Source organism: Streptomyces sp. NPDC092369 (genome assembly GCF_044755245.1).
Lineage (GTDB): Bacteria > Actinomycetota > Actinomycetes > Streptomycetales > Streptomycetaceae > Streptomyces.
This window is the reverse complement of the sequence record NZ_JBIVQP010000005.1, coordinates 22,440-48,864: the sequence shown is the minus strand read 5'-3', so window position 1 is coordinate 48,864 and position 26,425 is coordinate 22,440. Positions and strand designations below refer to the sequence as shown.

The window sequence follows — 26,425 nt, the reverse complement described above, 5'->3', positions numbered from 1 at the left end:
GTGCGTTGCGCTGCGAGAAGAGACTGTACAGGAGGGTCGGGGCGCTGGTCGAACTCACCCACCGTGCAGGGGCGATTACGGGACCGCTGCGTCGATCGCCTTCACGATCCGCTTGTCCGAGACGGGGTACGCCGTGCCCAGCGCGTGGGCGAAATAGCTGACCCGCAGCTCCTCGATCATCCAGCGGATGTCCAGCACGGAGGACGGGACCGGCCGGCCCTGGGGCATCTGCTCCAGCAGCCACGCGTACTCGTCCTGCATCTCGTGGACCTTCTCCATCCGGGACGTGTCCCGCTGGACGCCGGTCGGCATCTGCTGGAGGCGCCGGTCGGCCGCCGTCAGGTAGCGCAGGAGGTCGGGCAGGCGCCGGAGTCCCGTCGCCGTCACGAAGCCGGGCCTCACGAGGGCGTCCAACTGCCCTCGTACGTCCCGGAGGTTGGGCAGCAGGGTCGGACTGTTCATGCCCTTCAGCCGGCGCTCACAGGACTGCCAGGCGGTCAGCACCTGCCGTACCTGCTCCACCGCCCGCACCGTCGTGTCGACGATCTCCGCCCGCACCTTGTCGAACAGCTTCCGGTACGACTCCTCGTCCCACGCGGGCCCCCCGAAGTCACCGATCAGCCGGTCCGCCGCCGCCATCGCACAGTCGTCGAACAGGCCCTGGATCGACCCGTGCGGATTCGACGACAGCGCCAGCTTCTGGACGTTCGTCAGCTTCTCCGACGCGAACTTCGCGGGGTTGACCGGGATGTTGCGCAGGATCAGCCGCCGCGTGCCCTTCCACATCGCCTCCGCCTGCTCCGCCTCCGTGTCGAAGAGGCGTACGGAGACCGTGTCGCCGTCGTCCACCAGCGCCGGATACGCCTTCACCGGCTGCCCGGCCCGACGCGTCTCGAAGACCCGGGTCAGTGTGCCGATCGTCCAGTCCGTGAGGCCCTTGCGTTCCAGCGACTGGCCGCCCTCGCGCTCGGCCGTGGCCGCCGCGGCCTGCGAGAGCGCCTGGCGTGCCTTCGGCTTCAGCCGCAGCCGCAGCGCCTCCAGGTCCTTGTCCTCGGCCAGATTGCGCCGCCGCTCGTCCACGATCCGGAACGTGATGCGCAGATGGTCCGGCACCTTCGACCAGTCGAAGTCGTCCGCGGTGAACGGGACTCCGACCATCCGCTTCAACTCGCGCGCCATGGTCACCGTGAGCGGCTCTTGCAGCGGAACCGCCGTGTCCAGAAAGCGCTTCGCGAAGTTCGGCGCCGGCACGTAGTTGCGGCGGATCGGCTTCGGGAGGGAACGGATCAGCTCCGTCACCACTTCCTCCCGCAGCCCGGGGATCTGCCAGTCGAAGCCCTCGTCCGTGACCTGGTTGAGCACCTGCAACGGCACATGGACCGTCACACCGTCCGCGTCCGTACCCGGCTCGAACTGGTACGTCACCCGGAACTTCAGCTGCCCCTGACGCCACGTATCCGGATAGTCGTCCTTCGTGACCGCCTGGGCCGACTCCCGGATGAGCATCTCCCGCTCGAAGTCCAGGAACTCCGGCTGCTCGTGCCGCTTGCGCTTCCACCACGAGTCGAAGTGCGCCCCGGACACGACGTGTTCGGGCACCCGCTCGTCGTAGAAGTCGTACAGCGTCTCGTCGTCGACCACGATGTCCCGGCGCCGCGCCCGGTGCTCCAGCTCCTCCACCTCGCTGAGGAGTCGGCGGTTGTCGGCGAAGAACTTGTGGTGCGTGCGCCAGTCGCCCTCCACCAGCGCGTTCCGGATGAACAGCTCACGGCTGACCTCCGGATCGATCCGGCCGTAGTTCACCTTCCGCTGCGCCACGATCGGTACGCCGTACAGCGTGACCTTCTCGAAGGCCATCACGGCCGCCTGGTCCTTCTCCCAGTGCGGTTCGCTGTACGTCCGCTTCAGCAGGTGCTCGGCGAGCGGCTCGACCCACTCCGGCTCGATCTTCGCGTTGACCCGCGCCCACAGCCGCGAAGTCTCCACCAGCTCCGCCGACATGACGAACTTCGGCTGCTTCTTGAACAGCGCCGAACCCGGGAAGATCGCGAACTTGGCGCTGCGCGCGCCCAGATACTCGTTCTTGTTGCCGTCCTTCACGTCCTTCATGCCGACGTGCGAGAGCAGCCCGGCCAGCAGCGAGACATGGACGCGCTGCTCGGGCGCGTCCTCCTCGTTCAGATGGATGCCCATCTGCTTGGCCACCGTGCGGAGTTGGGTGTAGATGTCCTGCCACTCACGGATCCGCAGGAAGTTCAGGTACTCCTGCTTGCACATGCGGCGGAACGACGACGAGCCCCGCTCACGCTGCTGCTCGCGGACGTACCGCCACAGGTTCAGATACGCGAGGAAGTCACTGCTCTCGTCCTTGAACCGGGCGTGCTGCTGGTCGGCCTGCGCCTGCTTCTCGGCGGGGCGCTCGCGCGGGTCCTGGATGGACAGCGCGGCGGCTATGACCATGACCTCCCGCGCACAGCCGTTCCGGTCCGCCTCCAGCACCATCCGGGCCAGCCGCGGGTCCACCGGCAGCTGGGCCAGCTTGCGGCCGGTCTCCGTGAGCCGCTTGCGCGGGTCCTTCTGCTCCGGGTCCAGCGCGTTCAGCTCCTGCAACAGCTGTACGCCGTCACGGATGTTGCGGTGGTCCGGCGGATCGATGAACGGGAACTTCTCGATCTCGCCGAGCCCGGCCGCGGTCATCTGCAGGATGACGGAGGCGAGGTTCGTACGGAGGATCTCCGCGTCCGTGAACTCCGGCCGGGCGAGGAAGTCCTCCTCGGTGTAGAGCCGGATGCAGATGCCGTCCGACGTACGCCCGCAACGGCCCTTGCGCTGGTTGGCACTTGCCTGCGAGATCGCCTCGATCGGCAGCCGCTGCACCTTCGTTCGATGGCTGTAGCGGCTGATGCGGGCGAAGCCCGGGTCGATCACGAACTTGATGCCGGGGACCGTCAGGGAGGTCTCCGCGACGTTCGTAGCCAGAACGATCCTGCGCCCGCTGTGCTGCTGGAACACGCGATGCTGCTCGGCGTGCGAGAGCCGGGCGTACAGCGGCAGCACCTCGGTGAAGCGGTACTTCTTCTTCTCCAGCGCGTCCGCGGTGTCGCGGATCTCCCGCTCCCCGGAGAGGAAGACGAGGATGTCCCCCTTCCCCTCGCCCATCAACTCCTCGACGGCGTCCGTGATCGCGGTGATCTGATCCCGGTCGGAGTCCTCGGAGTCCTCCTCAAGGAGCGGCCGGTACCGCACCTCCACCGGATAGGTCCGCCCGCTGACCTCGACGATCGGCGCGTCCCCGAAGTGCCGGGAGAACCGCTCGGGATCGATGGTCGCGGACGTGATCACGACCTTCAGATCGGGCCGCTGAGGCAGCAACTGCGCGAGATACCCGAGCAGGAAATCGATGTTCAGGGACCGCTCGTGGGCCTCGTCGATGATGATCGTGTCGTAGGCGCGCAGCTCACGGTCGGTCTGGATCTCGGCGAGCAGGATGCCGTCCGTCATCAGCTTCACGAAGGTCGAGTCCGGACTCACCTGGTCGGTGAACCGCACCTTCCAGCCCACGGCCTCGCCGAGCGGGGTGTCCAGTTCCTCCGCGACCCGCTCGGCGACCGTACGCGCGGCGATCCGCCGGGGCTGGGTGTGCCCGATCATGCCCCGGACACCGCGCCCGAGCTCCAGACAGATCTTCGGGATCTGCGTGGTCTTCCCGGACCCCGTCTCACCGGCCACGATCACGACCTGGTGATCACGGATGGCCGCCGCGATCTCGTCCTTCTTCTGGCTGACCGGCAACTGCTCCGGATACGAGACGGCGGGCACCCGCGCCCGCCGCACCTCCATCCGCTCCTCGGCCCGGCCGACCTCCACCTCGATCTCGGCGAGGACGGCGGCCCGAGCCTCGGGCTTACGGATCTTGCGCGCACCTTCGAGCCTGCGCCCGAGCCGATGCGCATCGCGCAGGGACAGCTCGGTCAGGCGGGGGGCGAGGGCGCCGAGGGCGGGGGCAGGGTGCGTAGACATACGGGATCCAGGATCTCATCCCGGAGAAATCCGTGGCGAATGATTTGCCGCGGGGTGCCCCGACCCGTACCGGTTCTAGGGAGTGCGCTGCTCGGGAGGGCCAGGCGTGACGGTCGGCGGGGCCACCGGCGGGGCAGCCGTCGGCGCCGACGGCCCCCGCGCCTCACCGTCCCCCATGGCGAAGGACTGGGCGGTGTTCGAGACGGCCTTGATCCCCAGATAGGCCGTGGTCATGCTGCTCACGGCGGTGAACGCCGACGTCAGCACCCCGACCATCACCGCCTTGTCGCCGTCGAGCCGCCATACCCCGAAGAGCGCTACCCCGGCGATCGCGAGATTGCTGAACACCACGGCCATCAGTCCGAACCGAGCCCGGTCCCGCTCCAGCGCAAGTGCCCCGGCGGTCCCGGCCATATCCCGCTTCATCGTTCCCTGCCCCACCCGCATCAGCCGGCGCCCCGAGCCACCGATCAGCCCAGAAGGTAGCGCCGGGCGGGGAGGCTGCCAAGCCGGACGCGCACGACGAAGACCCCGTCCGTTGGGACGGGGTCTTCGGGAGGTGGCTGGGGCCGGGATCGAACCGGCGACCTATCGCTTTTCAGGCGATCGCTCGTACCAACTGAGCTACCCAGCCACGAGATTCCTGGAAAAGAAACCTCAGCGGTCCTGACGGGATTTGAACCCGCGGCCTCCACCTTGACAGGGTGGCGAGCACTCCAAACTGCTCCACAGGACCATGCTGTTGCGTACGACAGTCTCGCACACGGTGTCGCGTGTTCCCAACGGGATTGAATTCTCGTGGGGAGGGACGCTGCGACCTTCGATTCGCACTGGCCGGCGGCCGATGTCGCTGGAAAAGCGTATCAGACCACGGGGTGTGCCCAGGCCCATGTGAGAAGGGGTCCGGACCCCTCGGAGGCGGTGGGTACGCATGGGGTGGTGGCGTCGCCCGTGGGCGCTGGTTCGCCGGTGCGTACGGCTGCCTGGGAGCCCGTCAAGTCGCAACACAGGCCGGTGACGCCGTAGTTGCCGCCGTCCTTCACGGCCACGGCGAACCCTTCACCGACGGCGTCCACTGACCTCTGCCGCGCCACACGGCAAAGGCGATGGGCCCGAGGAATCCTCGGGCCCATCGCCATTGCCGTTCAGCTGAAAGCCAGTACCCCCAACGGGATTCGAACCCGTGCTACCGCCTTGAAAGGGCGGCGTCCTAGGCCGCTAGACGATGAGGGCTCTCGGCTCGCCTGGGCGTCTCGCGACGCGTCAGGGGACGTGAGGAGCATATGGGATCGCGGGAGGGATCGCCAAAACTGTTTACGGGGCGGAGGGGGACGAGGACCCAGGGGAGGACGAGGACGGTGGGGTGGGATCGGAGGGGCCCGGGGACGACGGGACCGCGCCCGGCTTGTTGTCGTCCGGGAGGTGGCGGGAGACCTCGGCGGTCGTCTCGCCCAGGCCGCCGAGTTTGATCGCGTCCCAGGCCTGGAGGCGGCGGGTGTCCCGGTCGAAGTAGAGGATCGAGGCCTCGATGGGGGCGGGGTACTTGTGTTCGAGGGCGCGCAGGCCGCTTCCGCCCGTCGAGCCCTCCATGCGCAGCCGGGTGCCGTACTTGAGGATCTCGTCGCCCTCGTGGTGCAGGTGCCCGCACAGGACCAGCGGCACCTCGCCGTCCGTCTCGCGGGCCGCGGACGGTTCGTGGGCGACGGCGATGTCGACCGGGGTGCCGGCCACCTTCTGGTCGTGCAGGGCCGCGGCGAGGCGGGCGCCCGCGAGCTCCTCGGAGGCTTCGGCGCCCTCCGCGTTCGAGCGGTCGGGCGTGAACTGCGGGTCGCCGATGCCGGCGAAGCGCAGACCGGCGACGGTCTCGGCGCGGCCGCCGTCGAGGACGTGGACGTTCTTCATGCGCTCCAGGTAGCGCTGGGTGGCCTCGGAGTCGTGGTTGCCGCGGACCCAGACGTAGGGCGCCCCGAGGTCGGCGATGGGGTCGAGGAAGCCGTTCTCCGCGGCCGTGCCGTGGTCCATGGTGTCGCCGGAGTCGACGATCACGTCCACCTTGTACTGGTCCACCAGCGAGGCGATGATCTTCCAGCTCGCCGGGTTGAGGTGGATGTCGGACACGTGCAGCACGCGGATCGAGGTCGGGTCGGGCTGGTAGGCCGGGAGTGTGGACGTGACGTCGTAGAGCTTGGTCACGTTCGTCACCAGGCGCGCCAACTCCTTCTGGTAGACGTCGAATTCGGTGACGATGTTGCGCGCGTTGCCGACCAGCGAGGGGGCCGAGGAGAGCAGGCCGGAGTACTTCGGTTCCAGGATGGATTCGGAGTTCCAGGTCGCGTACGCCGAGACGCCGCTGGCCAGCAGGAGGGCGAGGGCGGTGGTGCCGGCGGCGAGGGCGCGCCGGGGGCGGCGGTAGACGGCGAGACCGAGGGCGGTGGCGCCGGAGACGACGGCGACCGCGGAGCGCACGGCGAGGTCGAGGGTGCCGTGTGCGACGTCGTGGGCGACCTCGTCCTGGAGTCCCGACAGGCGCTCGGGGTGGTCGACGAGGGCCTGCGCGCGGACCGGGTCGAGCTGGTCGACGTTGACGTCGAGGCGGACGGGCGCGTGGTGGCTGTCGAGCTGGAGGGCGCCGAGGGGGGAGATGTCGATCTTCGTGCCGCCGGTGAGGGAGGGGCGCAGGGTCATCGTGGTGTCCATGGGGCCGACGGGGACCCGCACATTGCCCACGACGAGCAGTCCCAGCCACGCCCCGAGCACCACGACGAGGACCAGGCCGAGGGCGCGGATCCACGGGTTGGTCCGGGGGACGAGAACGGCGGTGGGCTGCGGGCGGTGTGCGCGCCGGCGGCGGGCGAGGGTGCGCGGAACCCTTCGTAGCCATTGCGGAACGGACAGTGCGGCGGCGGGGACGCGGACCATTGGTCCCGTATGCCCAGGTGCGCCGCCGGATATGCGGGTGGGTCCATGTCTCTCGTACGGGCGTCCGGTGGCCGACAATGGGTGGGTGCTGGAGATGACGCGCGAGGAGTTCGAGGAACTGGTCGCCGAGTCGCTGGACCGGATCCCGCCGGAGCTGACACGGCTGATGGACAACGTGGCGGTGTTCGTCGAGGACGAGCCGCCGGCGAACGACCCCGAGCTGCTCGGGCTCTACGAGGGGACGCCGCTGACGGATCGCGGGGAGTGGTACGCCGGTGTCCTGCCGGACCGGATCACGATCTACCGCGGGCCGACGCTCAGGATGTGCGAGACGCGGGAGGAGGTCGTGGCGGAGACCGAGGTGACGGTCGTGCACGAGATCGCCCACCACTTCGGGATCGACGACGCGCGGTTGCACGCTCTGGGGTACGGGTGAGCGCGGTGCGTGTCCTCTTGTGGGCGGCGGGAGTTGGGGAGGTTGACTCCCTTTCCCCGCTCGGAGGTGGCTGCCCGTGCGCGCCTTGTACGTACCCGTTCGTCTCGCGGTCACGGTCGTGGCCGTCGCCGCCGTGGCCGGCTGTATGAGCGTGGGGGACGACGGTGAGGGCGGGAGCGCGAAGCCGTCGCACTCCGCCGGCCGGCACGGCGGTGAGGCCCCGGACGGGGGCACCGGACTGGCGGGGGGCGGTGTCGGGCTCGGGGCGGCGGGGGACGCCAAGCACGGGGGCAGGAAGGGCCACGGGAAGCCGGGGGAGTCGGCGAGTCCGTCCACGTCACCCTCGGCCGGCGCGAGCGCGTCCGCTCCCGTGAAGGGCAAGCCGGGCAGGACCGAGAAGCCGGGGGACCCGGCGCCTACCAAGGCGCCGCCCACGGCGACCCAGTCCGAGCAGCCCCCGCCCCCGCCCGCCTCACCCGAGCCGCCCGCCTCCCCGGAGCCGCCCCCGCCGTCCGCCGAGCCCTCGTCGTCGGCGCACCCGGAGGCGGGACCGCAGCTGGCGGACCGCGAGCCGGCGCCCACGGCGGGTACCCCGGCGTAAGGGCCGACCCCCTCGCATGTGAGCTACGTCAAGTCAGGCTGACTTCGTTTGCCGTCGGGGGTGCGGGGTGCGTATGGTGGTAGATCGTTTGATCCCATTGCCCGGCGCCACTGCAGAGCGCGCCGTGTGGCGCGTACTCTCCCTTGCCGTGGCGGACCGCATTGAGGCGGTCGATAGCGAATCACGGAGTTGACGGGCGCGTGCCGACGGATACTCCGGAAGGTTTCGCATTCGCATGTCCATTTCCAGTACTGATCACGTCGTCATGCCCGAGAACGAGGGCGACGAGACGACCGTGGACGCCGCCGTGGAGGCGCCCGAGGTGACCTTCGCGTCCCTCGGCCTCCCCGAGGGCGTCGTGCGCAAGCTCGCGCAGAACGGCGTGACGGTCCCCTTCCCGATCCAGGCGGCGACCATCCCGGACGCCCTGGCCGGCAAGGACATCCTCGGCCGTGGCCGCACCGGCTCCGGCAAGACCCTCTCCTTCGGTCTGCCGACCCTGGCCCAGCTGGCCGGCGGCCGCACCGAGAAGCACAAGCCGCGCGCGGTCATCCTCACCCCGACCCGCGAGCTCGCGATGCAGGTCGCGGACGCCCTCCAGCCCTACGGCGACGTCCTCGGCCTCAAGATGAAGGTCGTCTGCGGCGGTACGTCGATGGGCAACCAGATCTACGCCCTGGAGAGGGGTGTGGATGTGCTGGTCGCCACGCCCGGCCGCCTGCGCGACATCATCAACCGCGGTGCCTGCTCCCTGGAGAACGTCCAGATCGCCGTCATCGACGAGGCCGACCAGATGTCCGACCTGGGCTTCCTGCCCGAGGTCACCGAGCTGCTCGACCAGGTCCCGGCCGGCGGCCAGCGCATGCTGTTCTCGGCCACGATGGAGAACGAGATCTCCACGCTGGTCAAGCGCTACCTGACCGACGAGGTCACGCACGAGGTCGACAGCGCGCAGGGCAACGTCACCACGATGTCCCACCACATCCTCATCGTGAAGCCCAAGGACAAGGCGCCGGTCACCGCCGCGATCGCCTCCCGCAAGGGCCGCACGATCATCTTCGTCCGCACCCAGCTGGGCGCCGACCGCATCGCCGAGCAGCTGCGCGAGTCCGGCGTGAAGGCCGACGCGCTGCACGGCGGCATGACGCAGGGCGCCCGTACGCGGACGCTGGCGGACTTCAAGGACGGCTACGTCAACGCGCTCGTCGCGACCGACGTCGCCGCCCGCGGTATCCACGTCGACGGCATCGACCTGGTCCTGAACGTGGACCCGGCCGGCGACCACAAGGACTACCTGCACCGTGCGGGCCGTACCGCCCGCGCGGGCCGCACCGGCACCGTCGTCTCGCTCTCCCTGCCGCACCAGCGGCGCCAGATCTTCCGGCAGATGGAGGACGCGGGCGTCGACGCCGGCCGTCACATCATCAACTCCGGTACGGCCTTCGAGCCCGAGGTCGCCGAGATCACCGGCGCCCGTTCGATGACCGAGGTCCAGGCCCAGTCGGCGGGCGACGCCGCGCAGCAGGCCGAGCGCGAGGTCGCCCAGCTCACCAAGGAGCTGGAGCGGGCCACCCGCCGCGCGTCCGAGCTGCGCGAGGAGTCCGACCGGCTGATCGCCCGTGCCGCCCGTGAGCGGGGCGACGACCCCGAGGCAGCGGTGGCCGAGGCCGCCGCCGTCGTGGAGGCCGCGGCCGAGAAGGCCGCCGCCGAGGCGCCGGTCCGTGAGGCGTCCTCGTACGAGCGTCCGCGTCAGCAGCGTGACGAGCGCGGCAACTACGAGCGCCGTGACCGTCGTGACGACCGCCCGTCGGGTGGCTTCCGCCGCGACAACGACCGTCGTGACGGTGGCCGTTCCTTCGAGCGTCGCGACGAGCGTCCCTCCGGTGGCTTCCGCCGTGACGACCGTGGCGGCAGCGACCGTGGCCGTTCCTTCGAGCGTCGTGACGACCGCCCCTCGGGTGGCTTCCGCCGTGACGACCGCGGTGGCAGCGACCGTGGCGGCTTCCGTCGCGACGACCGTCCCTCCGGCGGCTTCAACAGCGACCGTCGTGACGGCGACCGCGGTGGCCGTTCCTTCGAGCGCCGTGACGAGCGCCCCACGGGTGGTGGCTTCCGCCGCGACAACGACCGTCGGGACAACGACCGTGGCGGCTTCCGCCGTGACGACCGTCCCGCGACCGGTCACCGGGGCAGCGACCGCCCGTTCAACCGTGACCGCCAGGGCGACCGCCCCGGCTTCCGCGCCGGCGGCCACGACCGCCCGGGCCACCGCGGCACCACCGGCACGGGCACCGGCACCGGTTCCTTCGGCCGCCGCGACGACAAGCCGCGCTGGAAGCGCAACGGCTGAGCCTGCGTGAACTGAGGAAGGGTCCGTACGACTTCGGTCGTGCGGGCCCTTCCGCCGTTTCCGCCCGCGTAACCGAGCCGCCCGAAAACGCTCGCCCGTCCAGCTGTGAAGTCCCTGTAAGATCAGCGCACTTGAGAGGCGGATGCGCCGGCCGGGGGGCCTGGGACATCGAGCATCGGTGTACGTCCCGCCTCATGTTTCGGGGAGGGTCTTCCTTGGCTCGTCGTGCCCACATACGCCTGCGCCTGCTGGCCGCCTCCGCCGTGCTGGCGGCCGGTCTGGCTCCGCTCCTGCCGGCCACCGCCGTCGCCGAGGGGTCGCAGGACGCACCGCAGGAGACGGTGGTGCCGGCGGCCCAGCGGGACACCTACACCTCGGCGACGCTGCAGAGCCCGTCGACGTACAACGGGCGCGACGGTGCCGGGGCGCAGGGCGTCTTCCACACGCTGGAGGGCGCCGGGCGGGTCTGGACGCGGTACGCGGACGGGCGGTCCGTACCGGTGCCGACGCCGGCGGGGACCTTCGCGCGGTACGGGACGGGCAGCGACGTCCTCGCGTACGTCTACTCCGTCGAGAGCCGCGTCGACCTGTGGAACGCCGTCGACGGAACCACTCGTACGATCCATGTGCCCTCCGGCCTGTCCGTGCTCTCCGCGTACGGCGACCTCGTGGTCGGCTGGCGCACCGTGCAGGACGGGGACGGGACCGCCCGGCGGGAGGTGCACCTGCTGTTCCCGGACACCGATGGCACCACCCGTGACGTACCGGTCACCGGGCTGCCCGACGGGGTGAACCTCGGGACCGCGCTGGGCGGCGACGCCCAAGGGCTGCTCTTCCAGGCCACACGGAACGGCCAGACGCTGTCGGTGCTGGTCGACCGGGTGACGGGACAGGTGCTGAGCCTGACCCCGCCGCGCTCCAAGGTCTATCTCAAGGCGCGGGTCACCCCTGATCACGTGGTGATGTTCAACCTCAACGACCCGACCGTCCTGGTCTATTCGCGCTCCGACCTGTCCGCCGCCCCGACCGAGGTCACCCTCGGCGGCAGCGGTGTGAACCCCGCGGAGGACCTGTCCATTGTCGGCGACTGGCTGATCCACCGGCCCAGCGCCGGCACAGCGGTCGTCGCCAAGCCCCTCTCCGGGGGCCCCGAGGTGACGGTCCTGACCTCGTCCAGCCCCGGCGCCTCCGCCGTCGCCGACGGCACCGCGGTCATGATCGGACGCACCGGCTCGGGGCAGTGGGGCATCCAGCGCATCGCCCCCGGCGCGGACGGCAGCCCCACGGTCACGATGGTCAGGGCGCTGCCGAAGCCGATGTACAGGATCCAGGGGCTGGCACTGGACCAGGGGCGGCTGGTCGTCGTGGATCCCAGCAACGGCTACCGCGACACGTATGTGCGGACCGTTGCCGCGACCGGGACGCCGACGTTCGGCAGCCGTTCGTCGTACGACGGAGGCGGCCGGGTGCTGTCTCCCTGTCCGGTGGCGGATCTCGGCTGCTCGCAGTTGTTCGGTACGACGGCCGGGCTGGTGTGGCTGGAGCGGGGCTCCGGCGGGGACCGGATCAAGGCCGAGGACGGCGGCCCCTACAACTATCTGCGGGAGGTGAGCGTTCCCGCGGGTGGCCGGATCACCGACGTCTCCGGCGCGTACGTGCTCCACACCACGCCCACCGAGCAGCGCGTCTACCGGGTCGACGCCACCATCTCCCCGATCCTCACCCGCGCCGCGGGCCCCTCGGCCCTCTCCGGTGACGTCCTGTGGTCCCCGGGCGCGAGCCCCGGCACCGTCACCGCGTACGACCTGACGCAGCAGAAGACCACCGACACCGTGACCACCGACGCCGGCTGCGCGCCCACCGAACTTCAGGCGCTGGGCCGCTGGTTGTACTGGAACTGCGGTGACAAGGCGGGGGTGTACGACCGTACGACGAAGAAGTCGGTGCCCGTTCCGGTCGGTGAGGCCAAGCTGGGGGACGGATACGTCGTCACGCACGACAGGGCGGCCGGGAAACTGACGCTCACCGCGGTCGCGGACGGCACCCCCGCGAGCCGGGTCATCGGCGATCTGCCCGACACCGGCCTCTCGCAGCGGGACGTGCGCTGGACGGTGGACGAGTCCGGGGCGAACGTGGCCTACGTGGACGCCCAGGAGCAGGTGCACCTGGTGCCGTCCGGGGTGGTCCAGCAGCCGCTGCGGCCGCTGGGCGAGGTGTTCCGTGAGACGGAACTGGAGGCCCGCAAGACCGATCCGGCGGTGTACCCGCTCACTGTGGTGCCGCTGTCGAAGCCTGCCGAGAACTGGACGCTGACGGTGCGTGACAAGGCGACCGGCAAGGTCGTCGACACGTCGACCGGTGGACCAGTGCGCGGCGAGCTGAAGATCGTCTGGGACGGCGTGAGCGGCACGAAGCTTCTCCCCAGCGGTCCGTACGACTGGACGCTGTCGGTCACGCCGGCCGACGGAGCGGGCGCACCGCTGTCGCTCCAGGGCTCGGTCCGGCTGACGGCCGGCCGCGTGGTGCACCACGACTACGCCGGCGCGGACGGCCGGGGCGACCTGCTCACCCTCGACTCCCAGGGCGAGTTGACCGTCGAGCGCAGTGGCGGCAGCGGGACGTTCAGCACGTCGGCGATCGGCACCGGCTGGTCCTCGACGATCAAGGCGGTGCCGGTCGGGGACCTGAACGGTGACAACTGCAACGACGTCCTGGCACGGCTGAGCAGCGGCACCCTACGGCTGTACCGGCCGGGGTGCGACGACCCCCTGGACTCGACGTCGCCGTACACGACGCTGGGCACCGGCTGGAACCAGTACGACGTCCTCACCGCCCCCGGGGACGTCACCAAGGACGGCCGCCCCGACCTGATCGCCCGCAACGCCTCCACCGGTGCCGTCTACCTCTACAAGGGCACCAGCACCGGGAAGTTGTCGGCGCGCGTGAAGCTGTACGACAACTGGAAGACGTACAAGAAGGTCGTCGGGGCCGGTGACCTGAACGGTGACGGCATCGGCGACCTGGTCGCGCAGGACAAGGCCGACAACCTGTACCGCTACTACGGCGCGGGCAGGGGCACGTTCGGCGCGCGCGTGAAGCTTGCGGCGAGCTGGGGTGGCTCGTACAACGTGGTCGTCGGTGCCGGGGACATCACCGGGGACGGCAGGGCCGACCTGGTCGCCCGCGACACGGCCGGCAACCTGTACCGCCTCAACGGCACGGGCAAGGGCACGTTCGGCACCCGCGTGAGGATCGGGACGGGCTGGCAGCGCTACAAAGGTCTCTTCTAGCGGCCCGAGCGCCGATTTCTAGCCAAGTTGTGACGTGTGTCACGCCCCTGGCGGGGGAATTGCTGGGGGCATGACAGATGACGCCATAGCGAGTGGGCTGTCTGACGAAGAACGACTGGCCCAGCTCGGCTACACACAGGTTCTCGCCCGCCGCATGTCGGCGTTCTCCAACTACGCGGTGTCCTTCACGATCATCTCGGTCCTGTCGGGCTGCCTGACCCTCTACCTCTTCGGCATGAACACGGGCGGCCCCGCCGTGATCACCTGGGGCTGGGTCGCGGTCGGCCTGATGACGCTGTTCGTCGGCCTGTCGATGGCCGAGATCTGTTCGGCGTACCCGACCTCGGCGGGCCTGTACTTCTGGGCCCACCGCCTCGCGCCACCCCGCACCGCGGCCGCCTGGGCGTGGTTCACGGGCTGGTTCAACGTGCTGGGCCAGGTCGCGGTGACCGCCGGCATCGACTTCGGCGCGGCGTACTTCCTGGGCGCGTACCTGAACCTGCAGTTCGACTTCAAGGTGACGCCGGGCCGGACGATCCTGCTCTTCGCGGGAATCCTGATCCTCCACGGCCTCCTCAACACCTTCGGCGTCCGTATCGTCGCCCTCCTCAACAGCGTGAGCGTGTGGTGGCACGTGCTGGGCGTCGGCGTGATCGTCGGCGCGCTGGCCTTCGTACCGGACCACCACCAGTCGACGACCTTCGTCTTCACCGAGTTCGTGAACAACACGGGCTGGGGGAGCGGGGTGTACGTGGTCCTGATCGGCCTCCTCATGGCCCAGTACACCTTCACCGGCTACGACGCGTCGGCCCATATGACGGAGGAGACCCACGACGCGTCGACGGCGGGCCCGAAGGGAATCGTGCGCTCGATCTGGACGTCGTGGATAGCGGGCTTCGTCCTGCTGCTCGGCTTCACGTACGCGATCCAGGACTACGACAAGGAGCTGGGGTCCGCGACGGGCGCCCCGCCGGCCCAGATCCTCCTGGACGCCCTGGGCGCGACGGCGGGCAAGCTGCTCCTGCTGGTGGTCATCGGGGCGCAGTTGTTCTGCGGGATGGCGTCGGTGACGGCCAACAGCCGCATGATCTACGCCTTCTCGCGCGACGGCGCGCTGCCGTTCTCGCGGGTCTGGCACACGGTGAGCCCGCGCACGCGGACGCCGGTGGCGGCGGTGTGGCTGGCGGCGGGGGGAGCGCTGGTTCTCGGCCTTCCGTACTTGATCAACTACACGGCCTACGCGGCGGTGACGTCCGTCGCGGTCATCGGTCTCTACATCGCGTACGTCATCCCGACCCTGCTGCGACTGCGCAAGGGCGAGGGCTTCCAGCGGGGGCCGTGGCATCTGGGGCGCTGGTCGCGGGTGATCGGGGTGGTCTCGGTGGTGTGGGTCGTCGTCATCACGATCCTGTTCATGCTGCCCCAGGTCTCACCGGTCACCTGGGAGACCTTCAACTACGCGCCGATCGCTGTGCTGGTGGTGCTCGGGTTCGCGTGGGTGTGGTGGGTGGCTTCGGCTCGGCACTGGTTCCTGAACCCGGAACACGCACGAACGAAGGCACGGGAGGCGGCGCGTTCGGGCGCGCCGGAAAAGGTGGATCCGTAACGGACCGGATCTTTCGCCCCCTGTCCAGCCGCCCGACGCGGCCGTGTCCCCGATACCCGATCGGAGACACGGCCACGTCCCGCTATGCTCGGGGAGGCAACATCGCCTGGGCCCTTAGCTCAATTGGCAGAGCAGTGGACTTTTAATCCATTGGTTGTGGGTTCGAGTCCCACAGGGCCTACCAACTCGCCCCCGGCTCAGAGGTAGTTCGAGCTGGGGGCGCAGCTTTTTCTGGCCCCGGTGTCGCTCTCCTGGCAGGGGCTCCTTCTTGTACCAAGCGTTTGACACAAGGGGTCGTCCGAGGCCATCTTGTACTCGCCGCTTGGTACAAGATGATCTGGGGGACCTCCGTATGCTCGACGCCGTCCCGTTCCAGCAGAGATTCCTCGATCACGCCGATCAGTACGCCCGTTGGTCCGGCCTCGCCATCGGCATCATGGCCGCACAGGCGCTGTCGGCACTCGGGCAGGTCGAGTTCGAGCAGCGCGTCGTGTTCTGCATCACGGCTTTCGGGGTGTGCACGGTGGCTGGCGTCCTTCTGGCGGACGCGCTGACCCTGCTTCCCCAGGAGGCGGTACGCACCGCGAGTCTCGCCCCGCGCATGGTCAGAGACCACGTGCCCCCACGCATGGGTCCCCTGATCGCCCTCCAGGGGGTCACGCTCGTCGTGCTGCTGGCGATCACGGCCGCCACGGCCTCCGTCGACTCCGGCCGTGTCCTCAGCAGGGGCAAGGTCCTCACCGTCGCCTGCAACGGGATTCCGGCGACCCTGGGCCCCTGGCCCGGCCTGTACTACAGCCTTCCGATGTTCGGCGCGCTCGCCATAGCCACCCCTACCTGTGTGTGGGCACTGCGCCGCATCGCGCACGGACCAGGCGGGGAGCAGCAGCGTCGCAACCGCGCGTGGGCGGTGACCGGGGCCTGGGGCCTGCTCGTGTCGAGCCAGCAGTTGTACGCGGTGCTGATGGTCACCATCTCCTTCATGGAGACGGGCTGCGCCGGCGCGACGGGCGCACTCACCTTCTGGGTGTTCTACCCGCTGGCCCTGGTGAACCTCTTCACCGTCGTCTGGTCCCTGCTCACCGTGGTGGCCCCGCGGGCCGTCGACGACGTGCCGGAAGGGGACCGCACCGGTGAGTGAGCCTGCCCTACGCGTCGACACCACCAGCCCTGTACCGCCGTACCTGCAGATCCGGGCGCAGCTCGCCGCTCTGATCGTCACCGGCCGGCTGGTCGAGGGCGACAGGCTGCCGACCGTGCGTCAGCTGGCCACGGATCTCGGCCTCGCGCCGGGCACCGTGGCCCGTGCCTACCGCGAGCTGGAGGCCGAGGGCCTGATCCGCACGCGTCGGGGAGCCGGTTCACGGGTCGCGGCGCCGCCCGCCCGCCCGGCTCATGACCATGCCGCCCAACTCGTGGCCCTCGCACGTGACTTCGCTTTCTCCGCCCGCGCGCTGGGTGCCGACACGGAGGCCGTCCTTGCCGCCGTCCGCGACGCCCTCGGCCCGGACATGGGGTGAAAGGTGCACCTGAGTACACCCAGAACCCGGAGGACACCCCCATCCTCCCCGCCCCGCCGATGCGGTTCGCTGGTGATCGTCACCGTTCAGGATCAGGACCACAGCGACGGGGGATTCGATCATGCAGACTCAGCAGGTTCAGCACATTCAGCCGGTTCAGCCGGTTCAGTCGTCCAAGAAGACCGCGGCCGTCGTACTCGGAGCGGCCCTGCTCGTACTGGCGTCGCCCATGGCCGCGACCGCGGCGGCGACCGCCGGCAGTGCCGCCCACTCGGCCCCGCACCACCCCTACACCCGAGCCACCCTCCAACAAGACCTCGCCGCCGTACGCGCAGCCGGCGGCGGTGACGTCAACGTCCTGGCCAGGGTCGACGGATCCCGCACCGCCCCCCTCATGGCCCGCATCGGCACCCGCACCGCCGACTCCCCCGCCCCCATCCCCTGGAACTCCCACTTCCGCGTAGCCAGCACCACGAAGACCTTCACCGCGACCGTCGTCCTCCAACTCGTCGCCGAGAAGCGGCTGTCGCTCGACGACACCGTTGAGCACTGGCTGCCGGGGGTCGTCTCCGGCAACGGCAACGACGGCCGCCGTATCACCGTGCGCGACCTGCTCCGGCAGACCAGCGGGCTGTACGACTACATCGACGACCCGGAGATCCAGGACCGGTTGATCAACCACTTCGACGAGAACCGGTACGACACCACGCCCGCCGCCGATCTGGTCGCGGTGGCGATGAAGCACCCTCCCGCCTTCATGCCCGCGCCCGGCGGAGCCACCCGGTGGGCCTACTCCAACACCAACTACCTGCTCGCCGGGATGATCGCCGAGAAGGCAGGTGGCGCGAGCTGGGAGGAGCTGGTCGAGCACCGGGTGATCAGGAAACTGCGCCTGCGGGACACCTCCATCCCCGGAGCCGACCCCCGCCTCCCCGACCCGCACGTGAACGCCTACCTGACCACCCCCGACGGCAAGCGCCTCGACGTCACCGAGCACAGCCTTCAGCACACCGCGGACTCCGGTGTGGTGAGTACGACCGCCGATCTGAACACCTTCTTCCGCGCCCTGGCCGGCGGCCGGCTGCTCCCCGCCGCGCAGTGGCGCGAGATGCGGACGACCGTCGAGCGGACCGATGATCCCGACGACCTGGCCGAGATGCCCGTAGGGACTTATGGCCTCGGGCTGCGTGAGATTCCGCTCTCCTGCGGGGGGTTCTACTACACCCACGAAGGCGACGGCGCCGGCGTCAACACCCGCCCCGCCGTCAGCGCGGACGGCACCCGCGCGGTGACCGTCTCCCTCACGACCACCACCGCGCCACCCGACCTGGCCGCTCTCAACCGTGCCACGGGCACCCTGGTGGACCACGCCCTCTGCGCCGCGCCTGCCAAGGGTTCGCCGAAGGACTAGCCGACGCGTTCGGGCCTGGTGACCCGCGCGCCCCGCATCGACATCGACAGCGCCCGCCACGACCTGTTCCGCTTGAACGGCAGCTCGAAGAAGCGGGCGAACAGCCACCCCGTCAGCAGCGACGCCGGCACGCTCAGCAGAACCGTGACGGCGAAGGTCGGCAGGCCGGGGGAGACCACGCGGGGCGCGATCTCGCGGACCGCGATCATGACGATCGGCAGGTGGATGAGGTAGAGGCTGTACGAGATGTCGCCCAGGCCGCGGATGAGGCGCGTGGACAGGAGACTCATGAGCCACACCGGGCGGCCCGTCGCCACCGCCACCAGCAGCAGCGTCATCGCGGGGGCCGCGGCCAGGTCCACCCAGAAGTAGTGGCTGACCGTCCAGGTCGAGCCCTTGACGACCATCACGGACAGCAGCGGTACGGCGGCCAGCGCGGCGAGCCAGTGCCACGGCAGCCGTCGGATCCGGTCCCGTGCGACCACGATCCCGGCGCCGACCAGGCCGGCCACGAAGACCGGGGCCAGGTTCGGGGTCAGCCAGTTCATGCCCTCGACCGGGTTCGCGTTCGTCGCCATGAGGCCGCGGGCGACCGCGAGCAGGGTCACTCCCGTCACCAGGACGACCGCGCCCAGGCGTCGCCGGATGAAGAGGAGGAGGGGGAAGAGCAGGTAGAGCTCCGCCTCCACCGCGATCGACCAGAACGCCCCGTTCGGGGTCGGTGCCGTCGCCACGTCCTGGGCCAACAGGCCGTACACCACGACCGTCTTGAGGGTCGGCGGGCCGAAGCGCGAGGCGGGCACGACGAAGTAGGCGACCGCCACGCTCAGTACGAGGGCCGCCCAGTACGGCGGCAGGATGCGCCAGGCGCGGCGGCTGAGGAAACGGGCCGTGCCGCCGGGGTGCCAGCCGTTGCGGGCGGCGGAGATGGCCAGGGAGAAGCCGGACAGGACGAGGAAGAAGACGACGGCGAGACGGCCGTACATGAGCCAACCCAGCCAGGACGGGCCCGAGTTGCGCGGGAAACCGGGGAAGGCCAGCAGCCAGCAGTGGAACAGGACCACGTAGAGGGCGGCCAGGCCGCGCAGGCCGTCCAGGCCCGGCACGTGGCGGGGGACCCGTGCTTCCGGCGCGCCGCCGTCCCGTTGCGGTGCCGGGACCACGGGTGCGTCGAGCGTGCCTACGTCGAGCGTGTCGACGTCGAGCGTGCTGACGGATCGGCTCGGTTCCGGTGAGATCGCTGGGCCCCCTTCGTACGGCACCGAACGCTCAGCCCGGTGCCACCCACAGTGACTGATACGTCGCAATTGGGCGAGCCGTTCAACGGGCGCGCGTGGGGGTTTCGAGGGGTGCCCGGGAGCCCGCTCCCACCAGGTCGCATGGTGTAGCCCACTGCACCGCGCCCACCGCCCCCGTCGCTTAGCGTTGCCGTATGAGGACAACGATGCGGCGGGCCGCCCGGGCCACAGGGCATCTGCTCCTCGTCGCCCTGATGGCGTGCGGCCTGTGGATCTTCATCACCGTGCTGCTCATCACCGCCGTCGGCACGCTCGCGGTGGTCGGGGCGTGGCTGCTGCCGGAGACGGTGCTCCTCATCCGGCGGATCGCCGGGGCCAAGCGGGGGATGACCGCCGCCTGGACCGGGCAGCGGATCCCCGAGGCGTACCAGCCGATCACCGGGACCGTGCGGGAGCGGATCCGGATCGCCGTACGCGATCCGGGGACGTTCACCGACTTCCGGTGGATGGTCGCCGACTACTTCTACGGTGCTCTGATCGTCCTCGCCCTGCCGCTGTGGCCGCTCGGGCTGGTCGTCGACGGGGTGCGGAGCGGGCTGCTGCGGCGGGCGCCGGTCGTGCTGCCGTTGATCACGCGGATCGCGGACCTGGAGGCCGACTGGTCGACCGCTCTCCTCAAGCCGTCTCCCAAGACCCAACTCGCTGCGCGCGTCGAGGAGTTGGCCGCCACTCGCGCCGACGCCATCGCGGCGCACGGCGCCGAACTGCGCCGTATCGAACGCGATCTGCACGACGGCGCCCAGGCCAACCTGGTCGCCCTGTCCCTGCGCATCGGCCTCGCCAGACGCGCCTACGACCGTGACCCGGACACCGGACGCAAGCTGCTGGACGAGGCTCAGGCGCAGGCCGAACAGGCGCTGACCGACCTGCGGAACGTCGTCCGCGGCATCCACCCGCCGATCCTCACCGACCGCGGTCTGGTCGGGGCGGTGCGCGCGCTCGCCGCCGGGTTGGGGTCCCCCCGCGCGAGCGAAGCCGAGCGTGGGGGAGGGCTCCAAGTGAGCGTGGAGGTCGAGCGGTTGGAGGACGACGGGGTGCGGGCGCCGGCCGCCGTCGAGGCCGCCGCCTACTTCGTCGTCGCCGAGGCGCTCACCAACGCCGCCAAGTACAGCGGCTCGTCCCGGGCCTCGGTCCGACTCGCCCGGATGAAGCGCGGGTTGCGGGTGCGGGTGGCCGACGAGGGGTGCGGCGGCGCCGACGAGACGACCGGCTCGGGGCTGCTCGGCATGCGGCGGCGGGTGGCCGCGCTCGACGGGACCGTGGAGCTGTCCAGCCCGGTCGGCGGCCCCACCGTGATCGAGGTGCGGCTGCCCTGCGTGTGGTGACCCGCGTGCACCGCGGGGCCCGCCCCGACCGGCCCCGTCGAGTCCGTCAGCCCGCGTTCAGCTCCGTCAACTGGCCCAGCGGCAGCGTGTGGTGGGTCTGGAGGACCTTCGCGCGCAGGTAGCGGACGTTGTGCGCGGTCTTGAAGACGCCGGTGGGGACGCGGTCGCGGACGGCGATGCCGAGGGAGCGCAACTGGTCGGCCTTGTCCGGGTTGTTGGACAGCAGGTCCAGCTCGTCGATCCCGAGGGACCGGAGCATCTGCGCCGCCGCCGTGTAGTCGCGGGCGTCCTCGGGCAGACCCAGGGCCGCGTTCGCCTCGTACGTGTCCAGGCCCTGGTCCTGAAGGGCGTACGCGTCGAGCTTGTTGTAGAGACCGATGCCCCGGCCCTCCTGGCGCAGGTAGAGCAGGACGCCGCCGCGGTCGGCTATGCGCTCCACCGCCTCGCGCAGCTGCGGCCCGCAGTCGCAGCGGGCCGAGCCGAAGACGTCACCGGTCAGGCACTCGGAGTGCAGGCGGACCAACGGGGTGGTGCCGGGGGCCGGTTGGCCCAGGACGACCGCCACGTGTTCCTGGCCGTCGGTCAGGCCGTGGAAGGTGACCATCTCGGAGTCGACGCTGTAGCCGTCTTGGAAGCGCAGCGGGACCCGGACGCGGGAGCGCGGCGTTGCGGCAGGGAAGTCAGGCATGCGGGTTCTCCCGGTCCGGTGGACGAGTACCGATCTGCTTCAAAACTGAAGCAGATCCATGGTCACGGACCCTACCCTATGTTTTAAATTTGAAGCAACGGGTTTGTGAGCCTGCTCACGAACAGGGCGAGGACGACCGGCGGCGCCACGGGACGTCCTCCCGCGTGGCCTCGGACCCGTCGCCCTCCAGCGCCCGCACGATCCCCGCGCTGATCTCCTCCAGCTGACCCACCTGTTCCGGGGTGAGGTGGTCGAAGATGGCCGCGCGGACCGTCTCGACGTGCCCGGGAGCGGTCCGCACCAGGGTCTCCATACCGGCGTCGGTGAGCACGGCGGTGCTGCCCCGCTTGTCGGACGGACATCCCTCACGCCGTACCAGACCGTCCTTCTCCAGCCGGGTCACCGCGTACGTCAGCCGGCTTCGGGTGATCTTCGTCCGCCCGGCGAGATCGGTCATCCGCAGCCGGTGGTCCGGTACGTCGGAGAGGTTGGCCAGGATGGAGTAGTACAGGTGGGGCATGCCGGCGTCCTGCTGGAGCTGCCGGTCCATCGCGTCCTCCAGGAGCTGCGATGCGGCGATGTACGCGCGCCATGCGCGCTGCTCCTCGGGAGTGAGCCAGCGAGTCGTCATGGGACCAGTGTAGGTTTGTTTCAAACTTGAACCAAGCCCCGCCTTGAGAGAGCTCGAACCCAGCTCCGTCTCGCAGAGAGAGCGCGTCGATGCCCCACCCGTTCGTCCTGCTGTCCGCCGCCGTCTCCCTCGACGGCTATCTCGACGACACCGGCCCCGAGCGCCTCCTGCTCTCCTCCCCGGCCGACTTCGACCGCGTCGACGAGGTACGGGCGTCCGTCGACGCGATCCTGGTCGGCGCCGGCACGATCCGCGCCGACAACCCCCGCCTGCTGGTGAACTCGCCCGAGCGTCGCGCCGCCCGCGTGGCCTCGGGCCGGCCGGAGTACCCCCTCAAGGTCACGGTCAGCGCCACCGGCGACCTCGACCCGGCCGCCAACTTCTGGCACACGGGCGGCGAGAAGGTCCTGTACACGACGGACAAGGGCGCCGACCGGGCGCACGCCCTGGGCCTGGCCACCGACGTCGTCCCGCTCGGCCCCGACCTGGACTGGCGCGAACTCCTGACCCACCTCCACGAGGCACGCGGCATCGACCGCCTCATGGTCGAGGGCGGCGGCACGATCCACACCCAGCTCCTGCGGCAGGGCCTCGCGGACGAACTCCACCTGGTCCTGTCCCCGCTCTTCGTGGGCACCCCGACCGCGCCCCGCCTCTTCGGCCCGGGCCCCTACCAGCCCGGTCGCCTCCGACTCCTCGAAACCCGGCGGATCGAGGACGTCGTCCTCATGCGCTACGAGCCCACCGCCCCCGGCACCGGCCCCCTCCCCACCGCCGCCGACCACCACTGGCTCCGCCTCGCCTGCGAACTGGCCACCCAGTGCCCGCCCTCCGACACCGCCTTCAGCGTCGGCGCGGTCGTGGTCGCCGCCGACGGCACGGAACTGGCCCGCGGCCACTCCCGCGAGGACGGCGACCCGGTGGTCCACGCCGAGGAGGCGGCCCTGGCCAAGCTCGCCCCCACCGACCCGCGTCTCGCCTCCGCCACGATCTACAGCAGTCTCGAACCCTGCGCCCACCGGGCCTCCCGCCCCAAGCCCTGCGCCCGGCTCATCCTCGACGCGGGGGTACGCCGGGTGGTGACGGCGTGGCGCGAGCCGGACACCTTCGTGACGGCGGCGGACGGGAACGGGTTGCTGGCGGCGGAGGGTGCCGAGGTGGTCGTGATCCCGGAGTACGAGGAGCGGGCGAAGGCGCCCAACTCCCACCTCCTGGCCTGACGTCCGCACCACTGCTCCGTCGGTCCGATCGGCCCAACAGATCCTGCGCCCCACTCCCCGAGCGGTCACTCTGCGAGAGACCCCGAACGGACACAAGCGGAGGTACTGGTAGCAGTGAGGCCATCCCGAAAACGAGCCGCCGTGCTCCTGATCGCGCCCCTTCTCGCCGTGACCCTCGCCTCGTGCGGCAGCACGGACACCGGTACCCGGACCATGGCCCGCGCCCTCCCCCCGGACGCCACGTTCACCCACCCCGGCGTGCTCGTCAGCAAGGCGCAGCTGGACTCCGTACGAAAGAACGTGACCGCCGGGAAGCAGCCGTGGCTGAAGGCGTTCCTGGCGATGCGCGACAGCAAGTACGGGTCGTACAAGTACCGGCCCGAGCCGTACGAGAACGTCGACTGTCCCTGGGGCGGGAAGGTCGCGCAGGGGTGTGTGGAGGAGCGGGAGGACGCGATCGCCGCGTACACGCAGGCACTGCTCTTCAGCGTCACCGGCAAGCAGGAGCACGCGCTCAAGGCGCGCGAGATCATGGACGCCTGGTCGGCGAAGATCAAGCGGCACTCCGAGGAGGACGCGGGGCTGCAGACCGCGTGGGCCGGGTCGACATGGACGCGCGCGGCGGAGATCGTGCGGTACGCGCCGGGGGCCGGGTGGCCTGCCGACCGGGTGGCGCGGTTCGAGAGGATGCTGCGGACCGCCTATCAGCCGCTCGTCACCGAGAAGCTGCCCGACTACAACGGCAACTGGGACCTCGCGATGACCGACGCGGCGATCGGCATCGCCGTCTTCACCAACGACCACAAGGCCTTCGACGCCGCCCTGGCCCGTTTCCGCGACCGTGTGCCCGCCTACTTCTACCTGGAGAAGGACGGCAAGGTCCCGCTCACCGTGGCCGGCTCGACCATGAACACGCCGCAGAAGCTGACGACGTACTGGTTCAGGCAGGGGACGTACAAGGACGGCGTCGCGCAGGAGACCTGCCGCAACTTCAAGCACGTCGGCTACTCGCTCGCCGCCACCGCGCACATCGCCGAGACGGCCTGGCACCAGGGCGTCGACCTGTACGGCGAGGTCAAGGACCGGCTGACCGCGGCCCTCGCCCTCCATGCCCGCTACCAGCTGGGCGAGAACCCGCCCGCGTGGCTGTGCGGTGGCAAGGTCGACCGGAACATGGGTCCCGACCTGGAGGTCGCCCTCAACCACCTGGAGGACCGGCTCGGCGGCTCCGTCCCCGCCGCCCACAAGCTGGCCGAGGAGACCCGCCCGGCCGGTACCGACGATCTCTTCGTCTCCTGGGAGACCCTGACCCACGCCGGAAACCCGGCCGCCTGACCGGCCCGGCTGCTCCTTGGTCACTCCCGTCCCGCGAATGGCGTACAGTGGAGAACACAACGGCGCGGGGTGGAGCAGCTCGGTAGCTCGCTGGGCTCATAACCCAGAGGTCGCAGGTTCAAATCCTGTCCCCGCTACCAACGGCCCAGGGCCGGAGTCCGGATCATCGGACTCCGGCCCTGAGTCTTTTCCCGCGCGCGTCCCGCTCCTCACTTCGGCTGTTGTCACGCCCGGTGAGCAGGTGAACGCCCTCCGCGCAGCAACTGACATACCGTCAACACCTCCAGGCATTCCCGGGCTTGGTCAACTCGCCCGAATTTCACCGGTCATGGCCTGAACGTCCTGCGTGAAAACGTTAATGATCAAGCCGAACAGCTTGGAATCCCCACCCCGTGTCTATTAACGTTCGATAACGCAGCGCGGTCGTCCCAGCCGTCACAAGAGTCGGCTCCGTGCGCACGTGCCGAATCCCGCAAGGGAACCGGGGAACCACCAACTTGGGGTGAATCGCACGTAGTCCGTCGTGTACGCACGACCGGTTTACGCGCGTAGGAGACCTTCCTGCTCCGAACCCGTCAGCTAACCCGGTAGGCGAGAAGGAAGGAAGGAGTACGCCCAGGTGGCGTCCAACCCCCCTGCCCCGGCGGCCCCGTTCGTGCCGAGCCAGCGTGACAACGAGATCTTCGGCTACGGCGGACCCCGCACCGACGAGGGCCCTTGGGAGGAATGGAACCCCACCGAGGATTCCGTCCGCCCCAACCGCGGTCGCCACCGCGTCTCCAAGCAGCGCGGCGGGGGACTCGCCCGCAGCTCCACGGTTCTGGGCGTCGGTGTCATAGCCGCCGTCGGCGCGGGCGGCATGGCCAGCGCCAACACCGGCAAGCCGCCGGTCTCCATCTCCGTGCCCGACCTGCCCAACGTCGGCTCGGTCTTCGGCGAGACCTCCAGCCCCGCCGTCAAGGGGTCCGCGACCGCGCTCAGCAGCGTCGGCGTGACCTCCACGGAGACCGCGCAGGGCACCAAGGATGCCGGCGAGGTGCTGCGCGACCGCATCATGGCGCAGGCCGAGTCGCAGCGCGTCCAGGTCGACAGCAAGGTCCAGTACGCCACCGAGGCCTCCCTCTCCAAGCAGGTCGACGAGGCCGCCGCGAAGGCGGAGAAGGCCGCTGCCGCCAAGGCCGCCGCCGCGAAGAAGAAGGCGGAGGCGGAGGCCAAGAAGAAGGCCGAGGCCGCGAAACTGGTGGAGCTGGCCACGCAGTACCGGCTGCCGGTCGCCTCGTACACGATCACCGGCACCTTCGGGCAGGCCGGTTCCCTGTGGTCCTCCGGGTACCACACGGGCCTCGACTTCGCCGCCCCCACGGGCACGCTCATCAAGGCCATCCACAGCGGCACGGTCACGGAGGCCGGCTGGGCGGGCTCGTACGGCTACCGCACGATCCTCACCCTCGACGACGGTACGGAGCTGTGGTTCTGCCACCAGTCGTCGATCGGCGTGAGCGTGGGCCAGAAGGTCGCCACCGGCGATGTCATCGGCCGCGTGGGCGCCACCGGCAACGTGACCGGCGCGCACCTGCACCTGGAGGTGCACCCGAACGGCCAGGCCGACGGCATCGACCCGATGACGTGGCTGCGCAGCAAGGGCCTCACCCCCTGACACAGGGCGCCACCCATAGGCGCCGGCAGTCGTCGCCAGGTTCCCGGAACAGCGGACTCCGCTTGTTTACGGGAACTTTGCGGCTTTCACGGAAGACCGGCCTCCAGGGTGGGCGTTG

18 protein-coding genes, 5 tRNA genes and 1 riboswitch are annotated in these 26,425 nt (G+C 70.2%); of the genes, 14 read left to right on the top strand and 9 right to left on the bottom strand.

Going from position 1 to position 26,425, the window contains the following annotated elements; genetic code table 11:
- Window positions 1-75: 75 nt before the first annotated feature.
- The 6 genes from hrpA to ACIQI8_RS28415 form a co-directional block, all read right to left on the bottom strand.
- On the bottom strand, window positions 76-4,020 hold the full coding sequence (gene hrpA, locus ACIQI8_RS28440; RefSeq protein WP_402356140.1) for an ATP-dependent RNA helicase HrpA: 3,945 nt from the start codon (window positions 4,018-4,020) through the stop codon (window positions 76-78).
- A 75-nt stretch (window positions 4,021-4,095) separates the two neighbouring features.
- A complete protein-coding gene (locus tag ACIQI8_RS28435) occupies window positions 4,096-4,434 on the bottom strand; it encodes a hypothetical protein (RefSeq protein WP_402356138.1) in 339 nt (112 codons plus the stop codon).
- Window positions 4,435-4,580: 146 nt separating this feature from the next.
- Window positions 4,581-4,654, bottom strand: a tRNA-Phe gene (locus tag ACIQI8_RS28430).
- 27 nt (window positions 4,655-4,681) lie between these two features.
- A tRNA-Asp gene (locus tag ACIQI8_RS28425) sits at window positions 4,682-4,756 on the bottom strand.
- A gap of 424 nt (window positions 4,757-5,180) precedes the next feature.
- Window positions 5,181-5,253: transfer RNA gene (locus ACIQI8_RS28420), tRNA-Glu, on the bottom strand.
- A gap of 81 nt (window positions 5,254-5,334) precedes the next feature.
- Window positions 5,335-6,939 carry a metallophosphoesterase gene (locus ACIQI8_RS28415; RefSeq protein WP_402356135.1) on the bottom strand — a complete coding sequence of 535 codons (1,605 nt, stop codon included), beginning with the start codon at window positions 6,937-6,939 and terminating at the stop codon, window positions 5,335-5,337.
- Window positions 6,940-7,024: 85 nt separating this feature from the next.
- Here ACIQI8_RS28415 and ACIQI8_RS28410 point away from each other — a divergent pair, with 85 nt between their 5' ends.
- From ACIQI8_RS28410 to ACIQI8_RS28370, 9 genes are all read left to right on the top strand, one after another.
- The gene (locus tag ACIQI8_RS28410) at window positions 7,025-7,375 is read left to right on the top strand and encodes a metallopeptidase family protein (protein ID WP_185146159.1); all 351 of its coding nucleotides are present in this window, start codon (window positions 7,025-7,027) and stop codon (window positions 7,373-7,375) included.
- A 76-nt stretch (window positions 7,376-7,451) separates the two neighbouring features.
- A complete protein-coding gene (locus ACIQI8_RS28405; protein WP_402356131.1) occupies window positions 7,452-7,976 on the top strand; it encodes a hypothetical protein in 525 nt (174 codons plus the stop codon).
- 235 nt (window positions 7,977-8,211) lie between these two features.
- Entirely contained in the window at window positions 8,212-10,326 is a 2,115-nt protein-coding gene (locus ACIQI8_RS28400; protein ID WP_402356128.1) for a DEAD/DEAH box helicase, read from the top strand.
- Window positions 10,327-10,541: 215 nt separating this feature from the next.
- Window positions 10,542-13,616 (top strand): FG-GAP-like repeat-containing protein, encoded by a 3,075-nt coding sequence (locus ACIQI8_RS28395; RefSeq protein WP_402356125.1) that lies wholly within the window; start codon window positions 10,542-10,544, stop codon window positions 13,614-13,616.
- Window positions 13,617-13,686: 70 nt separating this feature from the next.
- Window positions 13,687-15,222: an amino acid permease gene (locus ACIQI8_RS28390; RefSeq protein ID WP_402356122.1), complete on the top strand. Its 1,536-nt coding sequence runs from the start codon at window positions 13,687-13,689 to the stop codon at window positions 15,220-15,222.
- Window positions 15,223-15,330: 108 nt separating this feature from the next.
- Window positions 15,331-15,406, top strand: a tRNA-Lys gene (locus ACIQI8_RS28385).
- A gap of 168 nt (window positions 15,407-15,574) precedes the next feature.
- Entirely contained in the window at window positions 15,575-16,363 is a 789-nt protein-coding gene (locus ACIQI8_RS28380; RefSeq protein ID WP_402356119.1) for a hypothetical protein, read from the top strand.
- A complete protein-coding gene (locus ACIQI8_RS28375; RefSeq protein WP_402356117.1) occupies window positions 16,356-16,742 on the top strand; it encodes a GntR family transcriptional regulator in 387 nt (128 codons plus the stop codon). Before ACIQI8_RS28380 ends, ACIQI8_RS28375 begins: the two co-directional genes overlap by 8 nt.
- Before the next feature lie 121 nt (window positions 16,743-16,863).
- Entirely contained in the window at window positions 16,864-18,153 is a 1,290-nt protein-coding gene (locus tag ACIQI8_RS28370; protein ID WP_402356114.1) for a serine hydrolase domain-containing protein, read from the top strand.
- Here ACIQI8_RS28370 and ACIQI8_RS28365 read toward each other — a convergent pair.
- A complete protein-coding gene (locus ACIQI8_RS28365; RefSeq protein WP_402356111.1) occupies window positions 18,150-19,415 on the bottom strand; it encodes an acyltransferase family protein in 1,266 nt (421 codons plus the stop codon). The two genes, ACIQI8_RS28370 and ACIQI8_RS28365, sit on opposite strands and share 4 nt — an antisense overlap.
- A gap of 170 nt (window positions 19,416-19,585) precedes the next feature.
- Between ACIQI8_RS28365 and ACIQI8_RS28360 the strand changes: the two genes are divergently transcribed.
- A complete protein-coding gene (locus ACIQI8_RS28360; protein ID WP_402356108.1) occupies window positions 19,586-20,776 on the top strand; it encodes a histidine kinase in 1,191 nt (396 codons plus the stop codon).
- Between the two features lie 46 nt (window positions 20,777-20,822).
- Here ACIQI8_RS28360 and ribA read toward each other — a convergent pair whose 3' ends face one another.
- Window positions 20,823-21,464, bottom strand: a complete 642-nt coding sequence (ribA, locus tag ACIQI8_RS28355) for a GTP cyclohydrolase II (protein WP_402356105.1) — start codon at window positions 21,462-21,464, stop codon at window positions 20,823-20,825.
- Between the two features lie 115 nt (window positions 21,465-21,579).
- Window positions 21,580-22,095, bottom strand: coding sequence for a MarR family winged helix-turn-helix transcriptional regulator (locus ACIQI8_RS28350; RefSeq protein WP_402356102.1), 516 nt, complete (start codon window positions 22,093-22,095; stop codon window positions 21,580-21,582).
- Between the two features lie 89 nt (window positions 22,096-22,184).
- On the opposite strand from ACIQI8_RS28350, the gene ACIQI8_RS28345 reads away from it, so the two are divergent.
- The 4 genes from ACIQI8_RS28345 (at window position 22,185) to ACIQI8_RS28330 (ending at window position 26,307) form a co-directional block, all read left to right on the top strand.
- On the top strand, window positions 22,185-23,315 hold the full coding sequence (locus ACIQI8_RS28345) for a dihydrofolate reductase family protein (protein ID WP_402356099.1): 1,131 nt from the start codon (window positions 22,185-22,187) through the stop codon (window positions 23,313-23,315).
- Between the two features lie 213 nt (window positions 23,316-23,528).
- Window positions 23,529-24,650: an alginate lyase family protein gene (locus ACIQI8_RS28340; RefSeq protein ID WP_402357883.1), complete on the top strand. Its 1,122-nt coding sequence runs from the start codon at window positions 23,529-23,531 to the stop codon at window positions 24,648-24,650.
- A gap of 63 nt (window positions 24,651-24,713) precedes the next feature.
- A tRNA-Met gene (locus ACIQI8_RS28335) sits at window positions 24,714-24,790 on the top strand.
- Window positions 24,791-25,101: 311 nt separating this feature from the next.
- Window positions 25,102-25,259: riboswitch (cyclic di-AMP (ydaO/yuaA leader) on the top strand.
- Between the two features lie 10 nt (window positions 25,260-25,269).
- Window positions 25,270-26,307, top strand: coding sequence for a M23 family metallopeptidase (locus tag ACIQI8_RS28330; RefSeq protein WP_402356096.1), 1,038 nt, complete (start codon window positions 25,270-25,272; stop codon window positions 26,305-26,307).
- The last annotated feature ends 118 nt before the right edge of the window (window positions 26,308-26,425 follow it).

Excerpts from the sequence above, each read along its gene's own strand:
- hrpA (WP_402356140.1), bottom strand. The coding sequence starts at position 4,020 with ATGTCTACGCACCCTGCCCCCGCCCTCGGCGCCCTCGCCCCCCGCCTG.
- ACIQI8_RS28435 (WP_402356138.1), bottom strand. The coding sequence starts at position 4,434 with ATGGCCGGGACCGCCGGGGCACTTGCGCTGGAGCGGGACCGGGCTCGG.
- ACIQI8_RS28415 (WP_402356135.1), bottom strand. The coding sequence starts at position 6,939 with ATGGTCCGCGTCCCCGCCGCCGCACTGTCCGTTCCGCAATGGCTACGA.
- ACIQI8_RS28400 (WP_402356128.1), top strand. The coding sequence starts at position 8,212 with ATGTCCATTTCCAGTACTGATCACGTCGTCATGCCCGAGAACGAGGGC.
- ACIQI8_RS28390 (WP_402356122.1), top strand. The coding sequence starts at position 13,687 with ATGACAGATGACGCCATAGCGAGTGGGCTGTCTGACGAAGAACGACTG.
- ACIQI8_RS28380 (WP_402356119.1), top strand. The coding sequence starts at position 15,575 with ATGCTCGACGCCGTCCCGTTCCAGCAGAGATTCCTCGATCACGCCGAT.
- ACIQI8_RS28370 (WP_402356114.1), top strand. The coding sequence starts at position 16,864 with ATGCAGACTCAGCAGGTTCAGCACATTCAGCCGGTTCAGCCGGTTCAG.
- ACIQI8_RS28360 (WP_402356108.1), top strand. The coding sequence starts at position 19,586 with ATGAGGACAACGATGCGGCGGGCCGCCCGGGCCACAGGGCATCTGCTC.
- ribA (WP_402356105.1), bottom strand. The coding sequence starts at position 21,464 with ATGCCTGACTTCCCTGCCGCAACGCCGCGCTCCCGCGTCCGGGTCCCG.
- ACIQI8_RS28350 (WP_402356102.1), bottom strand. The coding sequence starts at position 22,095 with ATGACGACTCGCTGGCTCACTCCCGAGGAGCAGCGCGCATGGCGCGCG.
- ACIQI8_RS28345 (WP_402356099.1), top strand. The coding sequence starts at position 22,185 with ATGCCCCACCCGTTCGTCCTGCTGTCCGCCGCCGTCTCCCTCGACGGC.
- ACIQI8_RS28340 (WP_402357883.1), top strand. The coding sequence starts at position 23,529 with ATGGCCCGCGCCCTCCCCCCGGACGCCACGTTCACCCACCCCGGCGTG.